Raw genomic sequence first — 6,616 nt, forward strand, 5'->3', positions numbered from 1 at the left:
CACTGCTACAACTCGATCGACACCCTGACCTTCCAGATCATCGCCGTGGTCGTGGAGGGGATGGGTAAGTTTCGGATGGTAGTGGCCATCAGGCGCATGAGCCGACGGATGACGATCACGAACTCGCTGGAGGATTTCCAGCGCCTGGTCACCGCCCTTGCCATCTACGGACTGCCGGTGCGGATCGGGTTTGAGGCGACCGGCAACTATCACCGGACACTGACACATCATCTTGGCCAGGCGGCGTTTGACCTGAAGCTCATCTCCTCCGTCGATCTCGCCCGGACAAGAGAAGCCCTTCACAACAGCTGGGACAAAAACGATCCGAAGGACGCGCAGGTCATCTTGCACATGCTGGAGATCGGAGAGGTGCAATTCTTCCACGATCCACTGGTCACCGGCACCGCTGACATTCAGGAGCTCTCCAAGACCCACGAGATTGTCTCGCGTTCGAAGGGCGCATTGACCTTGACCGAACCAGAGCTTTTATAAACCGTAAGTGATTAAGACGCACCATCTACGAATTTAGGAGGCGTCTTATTGGAAGAAGTTGGCGCAAGCCGATAGCGTGCGGCGTCCTACCTGTCGCCACCGGCGGATGTGCCGAACCGCCCTTCCGCCCATTTCGACAGGCGCAGCATCGGATAGCAGTAGATGAAATAGAATACCGCGATCAGGCTGTAGATGAACATGATGTCGGCCGGCATCCGCATGATCGCCACTTCGCCCTGGCGGGTCAGCTCGGAGATGCCGATTACCGACAGGACCGCCGTGCTCTTGATGACGATGACGTAGATGCTGGCCATGGGCGGGATCGTCAGCTTGAGCGCCTGCGGCACCACGATATGCTGATAGGTCCTGAATTTCGACATTCCGACCGAACGCGCCGCCTCGGCCTGCCCGCTGGGCACGGCGTTGATCGCGGCGGCTACAATTTCTGTCACATAGCTGGAAGTATAAAGCGACAACGACACGATGGCCGCAGTGTAGCTGTCGAATGACAGCCATGCGATGCCGGTGGCAGGCAACACGAAGTAAACGATGTAGAGCTGCACAAGGTAGGGCGAGCCGCGCAGCAGGTGCAGGTAGAGGTTGATGATAGCGGCCAGCGGCCGGAATCCCGCCGTCTTGGCAACACCCAGGATGAACCCGATCGTCGAGCCGATGGCGATAGCGATGATCGAAATCTGGAACGTCAGCCACAGTCCCTTCAGCATGAAGGGATAAAGTTGAACCACGATGTCCCATTTGTCAGCGATCCATTCCATGCCTGTCCCCTCCCCTCAATTCGCCTGCCATGCACTGCCGCCTAGACGGTTCTGGACGATGCCCGAAAGCACCAGCATCATGGCGTATATGCCCAGATAGCAAACGGCGACGGTAATGTAGCTTTCGGTGGCCACGACCGTTTCGGAAAACATCAGAAGGCCCGCACCCAGCAGTTCGAAAACCGCAATGATGCTGAGCAGCGAGGTGTCCTTTATCAGCACGGCGGTTTGGCCCAACAGCGGCGGCATGACGTTGGCGATAGCCTGCGGCAAGGTGATGTAGCGCATCGTTTCGCGCTGCGTCATCCCCACCGACAGCGCGCCTTCGATCTGGCCGCGCGCGACCGATCCGATCCCGGCACGGATGATTTCGCCCATATAGGGCGAGGTGTGCAGCGTCAGCGCGATGATCCCCGATTGCACCTCGTCAAAGAGCAGGCCCGAGGGCATGATCGTCGGCAGGCCGTAATAAACTAGGTAGATCTGCACCAGCAGCGGCGTCGAGCGGATGAACTGGATGTAGCCCGCGACGGGCCGCCAGAGCAGCGGTTTTTTCGACATGCGCGCCAGCGCCAGCACCGTACCCAGGACCAGCGACAAGGCAAGGCAGACGGCGGAAATCCACAGCGTCTGCCAGATGCCTTCGGCAAAGACACCCGCATACTCCGACACCAGCCGAAGATTGAAAAAATCCTGAAACCACATCATTGGCGGGCCGCAGTCCTGCGTGTCATGTCAGAGGGTTTTGGGCCGGGGGGCACCGCCGCGCCCCCGGCCCCGGTAGCTCACTTGTGATCGGCTTCCCAGTCGGTGGAATTCCACCAGTATTCGACCTTCTGCTCAAGGCGTCCGTCGATGCGGAGCAGGCGCATGTAGTTGTCGAGGCTGTTCAGCAGATGCACCGAGTCGGGACGCACGGCAAAGCCCAGCGGCTCCTTGTTCAACTCACCCTCCAGCAATACGATGCCGTCGATGGACGACTGAAAGCCCGACAGCGTCGCCTTGTCGGTCACACCCGCCGTTGCGCGGCCCGACATGACGGCCTGAACCGCCTGCGCGGTGCCGCCGGAAAATTCCTTCAGCTCGGCCTCGGGCAGGAACTTGCGCGCGGCGGAAGCATAGGACGAGGCCTGCGTCGCGGCCAAGGACACGTCGGCCTTGTTTAGGTCTTTCCAACTGGTGAAATCGGTGCCTTCCTTGGTGAAGGCGACGGTTTCGGCAAAGAACACCGGCTCGGTGAACATGATCTGCATGCTGCGTTGCGCGGTCGGCGTCATGTCGGCGGCGATGAAATCGGCCTTGCCCGACGTCAGCGCAGGAATGAGGCCCTTCCAGTCGTAATCCTGCACGACCAGCTTGACGCCCATGTCATCGGCCATCATCTGCGCCAGCTCCACAGCCAGGCCCGTACGCTCACCGTCCTTGTTGATGAAGCTGACGGGAGGGCCTTGCGTCTGAACGGCGATGGTCATCTCGCCGGTGCGCACGATCTTTTCCATCGTCGTCTCGGCCCAGGACACGGTGGCCATCACGGCCATTGCGGCGCCGCCAATCAGGGCGGTGGTCAGTGTTTTCAGTTTCACGTTGTCTCTCCTCCGTGGTGAATGATCGTAACGTTATAGTATCTGGCTCAGAAAATCTCGGGCGCGGTCGGTCCGAGGGTTGTCAAAGAACGCAGCGGGTGTGTTTTCCTCGACGATGGCGCCACCATCCATGAAAATCATGCGATCCGCCACCTCGCGCGCAAAGCCCATCTCATGTGTGACGACCGCCATGGTCATCCCCTCGGCGGCGAGGGCGCGCATCTGTTCCAGTACGCCGCCCACCGTTTCGGGGTCCAGCGCCGAGGTCGCCTCGTCAAACAGCATCACCTTTGGTTTCATCGCGAGGCTGCGTGCAATGGCGACGCGCTGCTGCTGACCGCCCGACAACATGACCGGATAGCTGTTCTCCTGATCGGGCAGCCCAACCTTCTTGAGCAGATCGCGCGCAATTCGTTCGGCCTCGGCGCGTTTGCGCTTGGCGACGATGATCTGCGGCAAAACGATATTCTCCAGCGCGGTCTTGTGCTGAAAAAGATTGAAATGCTGGAACACCATGCCGACCTCGGCGCGCAGGCGGTTGATGTTCGTTTTCTTGCTGGTCACCTCGACGCCGTCGATGACAATGCGGCCGGAATCCACGGGTTGCAGGCCATTGAGCGCACGCAGAAGCGTCGACTTGCCAGAACCGGACGGGCCGATGATGACCACCACCTCGCCGCGGTCGATGGTGGCGCTCACGTTGTCGAGCGCACGCACGTCCGGTCGGCCTTTCATGTGGTAGGTCTTGCTGACCCCCTCGATGACGATCATCGGCTCGCTCATGGTGTCCTTTCCGAATGAAGTGGCAGGCGTCCGCTGAATGCATAGGCGACCGGTCCGGTCATCGTGGCGCCGCCGTCCGTGTCGATCCGGATTGTCACGGAACCGGCGCCCATGTCCACCCTGATCGGTCCGGTGCCAACCAGTCCGCGAAGTTGCGCGGCCCGCACGGCGGCGCAGGCCCCGGTGCCGCATGCGCCGGTCAGAATGCCGGGACGCTCATAGGCCTGCAAGCGCATGCGTGCGTGGCCAAGGATCTCGGCCAGCCCGACATTCACCTGCTCAGGAAAAAGAGGATCCATCAGCACGGGCCGTGCCAGCGCCGCCACATCCAGGGATGGCAGATCGTCAACGAAGAACGTCACATGCGGATTGCCGACCCAGGATGCCACACCATGCTCCAGCGGCCCGTGCGACAGCGGCAGGTCCAGCGTATCCACGGCGTGCGCGAGCGGAAATCTCTGCCAGTCATGTTCGACCCGCCCCATCTCGACGCTGACCTCGCTCAGACCGCGGCGCGTGCAGCGCAGAACGGCGGCCTGTGTCTCGATCATCACCTCGTCCGATCCGGCCTCCTCCAGCAGCAGCCAGGCGACACAGCGCGTGGCGTTGCCGCAGGCACCGACCTCCCGCCCGTCAACGTTGAGAATGCGGAGCCTGGCATCGGCCCGCCCGGACGTCTCGACCACCAGCAGCTGATCGCCGCCCACACCCACCTGAACGTCGCAGATATGAGCGATCTCGCCTCTTTCGGGCATGTAAGGATCTGCGCGCCCGTCGACGATGACGAAATGATTGCGCAGCCCGTGCATTTTGACGAATGGCCGTCCATCGGCACAGAAAACGCCGCTCCACGGATGTGTCATCAACATTTCGCTTTCGTGTCGTTCATTCTCGCGGTTAGGCATCCGTGAGACGTCTTCTACGCCTTGTACGGCACTGTCGCGGCTTCACCCATTCATTGCAAGGCGGAGTTCCCTCGTCGGTGAGGATTTTCATCTCGAACATACCTGACCTCCATGATGTTCGCAGCTAACGGCAGGAATGAGCTCAATTGTCGGATGCCGCAATTTATACCAAGGTCTGAAAACTAATCAGAAGCGGCCATTCGGAAGTTTTGCGTCTGTCCCGTGATGGGTTAGATAAATTAATATTTCTGGTTAATGGCTTGAAGGGTTTCGTGTGTGCTATGTGTGAGTAACTTGAAATCGCCTCAGCATCGACCGCATCGTTTTTCTGACGCTTCACGAAGGGCTTCACGTAGGCAGGCGGGATGAGCCTCACCTCATGTCCAAGCTTGCCGATTTCCCGGTCTCAGAAATTGGCGCCACCACAGGCTTCCATCGCAACGGCGCAGCACGGTAGCCGTCCGAAAAACTCAAGGACCTGATCCCGTCGCAGCTTCTTGCGAAGCACCGCTCTGCCAGAGCCATCTGCCCCGTCAACCTCAAACACATTCTTCACCAGATCGAGCCCGACAGTGATAATCTCCGACATGACCGTCCTCCTTTGTGGATCATCGCAGCCCCACCTTGGCACATTGATGCCGTCGGGGGGCGTTCAAATCATCAATGCCGAATGTCTGCTTAGATGTCAGGCCTCTTGGCATAGACTGAAAAATTGGCATAGACTGAAAAACGTAGGGGGATCATATGCCACTCTGGGCATCGATACCAAGCATATCCTGAAGGTGCCATGATGAACGCACAGGATGAAAGTCTGAAATCGGCAATGAGCTGCCTGAAGAAATTCGGTGCTGAACTGGAGGATATGGTCGAACTTGTGAAGGGTGGAAAATCGCCGGACACCACATGGATGGCGCCCCCTTTGGCCGAGTTGAACGCGCAGGTCCGCACCACGTTGCAGATGTTTCAAAGTGCGGCTTTCGACCGGGCGCACGGCGCCGAGGCGCAATCGGCCAAGGGTTATGACGACTGGGATGCGCTGCGCAGGGCCATCCTGACCTATCGCACCCTCGCGAGGCAGCGCGCAAAGAGACACTAGCAGGATCAAGGCAAGGGCCGCAGCCACGCTGCGCACCCGCGCACCAACAGGTTTCGATGCGCAGAATGCCGCCGATGCCACATGAACGGGGATAGCGCCATGACAGTATCCACCGCAGAGACCACCGCACGACCCGGCACGCCCATCGCGCGTGCCCGGCCTATAGCCTTGGCGCGCATTGCCGGGCCCGCCCCTTCAAAGCCGATTATCCTTGCCCCGGGCGCGCGCAGCCACGCCATAGCGGCCCCGCGCCGTCTCCCGGCGGAAGCGGAGGCGGATTACAGCCCGCTGGTGTCGCTCTTCGAGCGGAAATCCTTTCGCAAGCAGTTTCAGCCCGACGCCACCATCCTGCTGCATGACGAGCCTGCGGAAGCGATGTACATGGTCACATCCGGGATCGTGCGCTGCTGCACTATCGACTCCCGAAGCCGCCGGCAGATATTCTCCTTTGCCACCAAAGGCGATTTCGTCGGGATTTCCTATGTCGATCGCTGGCACTTTACTGCCGAGGCCGTCGATCACGTGACCCTGCGCGCCCTGCCCCGCACAACCATCGAGCACGCGCTGGGCGTCAGCGACGCGCTGCGGCAGGACATGCACAAGCGCATGCGGATCCTGCTGGCCCGCCGCGAACAACAGTTGCTCGCGCTTCTCAATAACAAGGCGCATGAGCGTCTCTTCGACTTTCTCAAGGCCTTTGCAGCGACCCGATCCAGCGCGGGCCATATCGCCCTGCCCATGCCGCGCCGCGATATCGCGGATCACCTGGGCCTGTCGGTCGAGACCGTCAGCCGCGCCTTCAGCGATCTCAAGATCAAGGGCCTGATCGACCTTGCCAGCCACGAGAAATACAGGATCCTGCAATGGGATGAGGATCAGCCGCGGGCCCGCGCCTGCTGAGGGGCCGCCGGACAGATGTTCCCGCCACATCAGGCGAATGTGCTCTCCCCCCCCGAGTTGGGTCCGCAGGTCGAACGTCTC

7 protein-coding genes and 2 pseudogenes are annotated in these 6,616 nt (G+C 60.4%); 3 read left to right on the plus strand and 6 right to left on the minus strand.

The features are described 5' to 3' along the window. Positions 1 to 102: 102 nt before the first annotated feature. A pseudogene (locus ACEWPL_RS19085) lies at positions 103 to 465 on the plus strand (IS110 family transposase); the annotation flags it as partial. 113 nt (positions 466 to 578) lie between these two features. Here the strand turns inward: ACEWPL_RS19085 and ACEWPL_RS19090 are convergent. The 6 genes and pseudogenes from ACEWPL_RS19090 to ACEWPL_RS19115 form a co-directional block, all read right to left on the minus strand. Next, positions 579 to 1,268 carry an amino acid ABC transporter permease gene (locus ACEWPL_RS19090; protein ID WP_393929019.1) on the minus strand — a complete coding sequence of 230 codons (690 nt, stop codon included), beginning with the start codon at positions 1,266 to 1,268 and terminating at the stop codon, positions 579 to 581. Positions 1,269 to 1,283: 15 nt separating this feature from the next. Beyond that, positions 1,284 to 1,976: an amino acid ABC transporter permease gene (locus tag ACEWPL_RS19095; protein WP_393929017.1), complete on the minus strand. Its 693-nt coding sequence runs from the start codon at positions 1,974 to 1,976 to the stop codon at positions 1,284 to 1,286. A gap of 77 nt (positions 1,977 to 2,053) precedes the next feature. Beyond that, complete coding sequence (locus ACEWPL_RS19100) at positions 2,054 to 2,851, minus strand: transporter substrate-binding domain-containing protein (RefSeq protein WP_393929015.1); 798 nt, start codon at positions 2,849 to 2,851, stop codon at positions 2,054 to 2,056. Between the two features lie 33 nt (positions 2,852 to 2,884). Then, positions 2,885 to 3,634, minus strand: coding sequence for an ATP-binding cassette domain-containing protein (locus ACEWPL_RS19105; RefSeq protein WP_476454020.1), 750 nt, complete (start codon positions 3,632 to 3,634; stop codon positions 2,885 to 2,887). After that, positions 3,631 to 4,497, minus strand: coding sequence for a diaminopimelate epimerase (gene dapF / locus ACEWPL_RS19110; protein WP_393929013.1), 867 nt, complete (start codon positions 4,495 to 4,497; stop codon positions 3,631 to 3,633). The genes ACEWPL_RS19105 and dapF overlap by 4 nt, the downstream gene beginning before the upstream one ends. Positions 4,498 to 4,837: 340 nt before the next feature. Further along, a pseudogene (locus ACEWPL_RS19115) lies at positions 4,838 to 5,128 on the minus strand (IS110 family transposase); the annotation flags it as partial. Positions 5,129 to 5,326: 198 nt separating this feature from the next. Here ACEWPL_RS19115 and ACEWPL_RS19120 point away from each other — a divergent pair. Beyond that, complete coding sequence (locus ACEWPL_RS19120) at positions 5,327 to 5,635, plus strand: hypothetical protein (RefSeq protein WP_420744349.1); 309 nt, start codon at positions 5,327 to 5,329, stop codon at positions 5,633 to 5,635. Positions 5,636 to 5,734: 99 nt separating this feature from the next. After that, a complete protein-coding gene (locus ACEWPL_RS19125; protein ID WP_393931925.1) occupies positions 5,735 to 6,535 on the plus strand; it encodes a Crp/Fnr family transcriptional regulator in 801 nt (266 codons plus the stop codon). Positions 6,536 to 6,616 lie beyond the last annotated feature (81 nt).

This window comes from Roseovarius roseus, from assembly GCF_043355935.2.
Classification (GTDB): domain Bacteria; phylum Pseudomonadota; class Alphaproteobacteria; order Rhodobacterales; family Rhodobacteraceae; genus Roseovarius; species Roseovarius roseus.

Coding starts and splice junctions, on each gene's coding strand:
- ACEWPL_RS19090 (WP_393929019.1), bottom strand. CDS start 1,268: ATGGAATGGATCGCTGACAAATGGGACATCGTGGTTCAACTTTATCCC.
- ACEWPL_RS19095 (WP_393929017.1), bottom strand. CDS start 1,976: ATGATGTGGTTTCAGGATTTTTTCAATCTTCGGCTGGTGTCGGAGTAT.
- ACEWPL_RS19105 (WP_476454020.1), bottom strand. CDS start 3,634: ATGAGCGAGCCGATGATCGTCATCGAGGGGGTCAGCAAGACCTACCAC.
- dapF (WP_393929013.1), bottom strand. CDS start 4,497: ATGACACATCCGTGGAGCGGCGTTTTCTGTGCCGATGGACGGCCATTC.
- ACEWPL_RS19120 (WP_420744349.1), top strand. CDS start 5,327: ATGATGAACGCACAGGATGAAAGTCTGAAATCGGCAATGAGCTGCCTG.
- ACEWPL_RS19125 (WP_393931925.1), top strand. CDS start 5,735: ATGACAGTATCCACCGCAGAGACCACCGCACGACCCGGCACGCCCATC.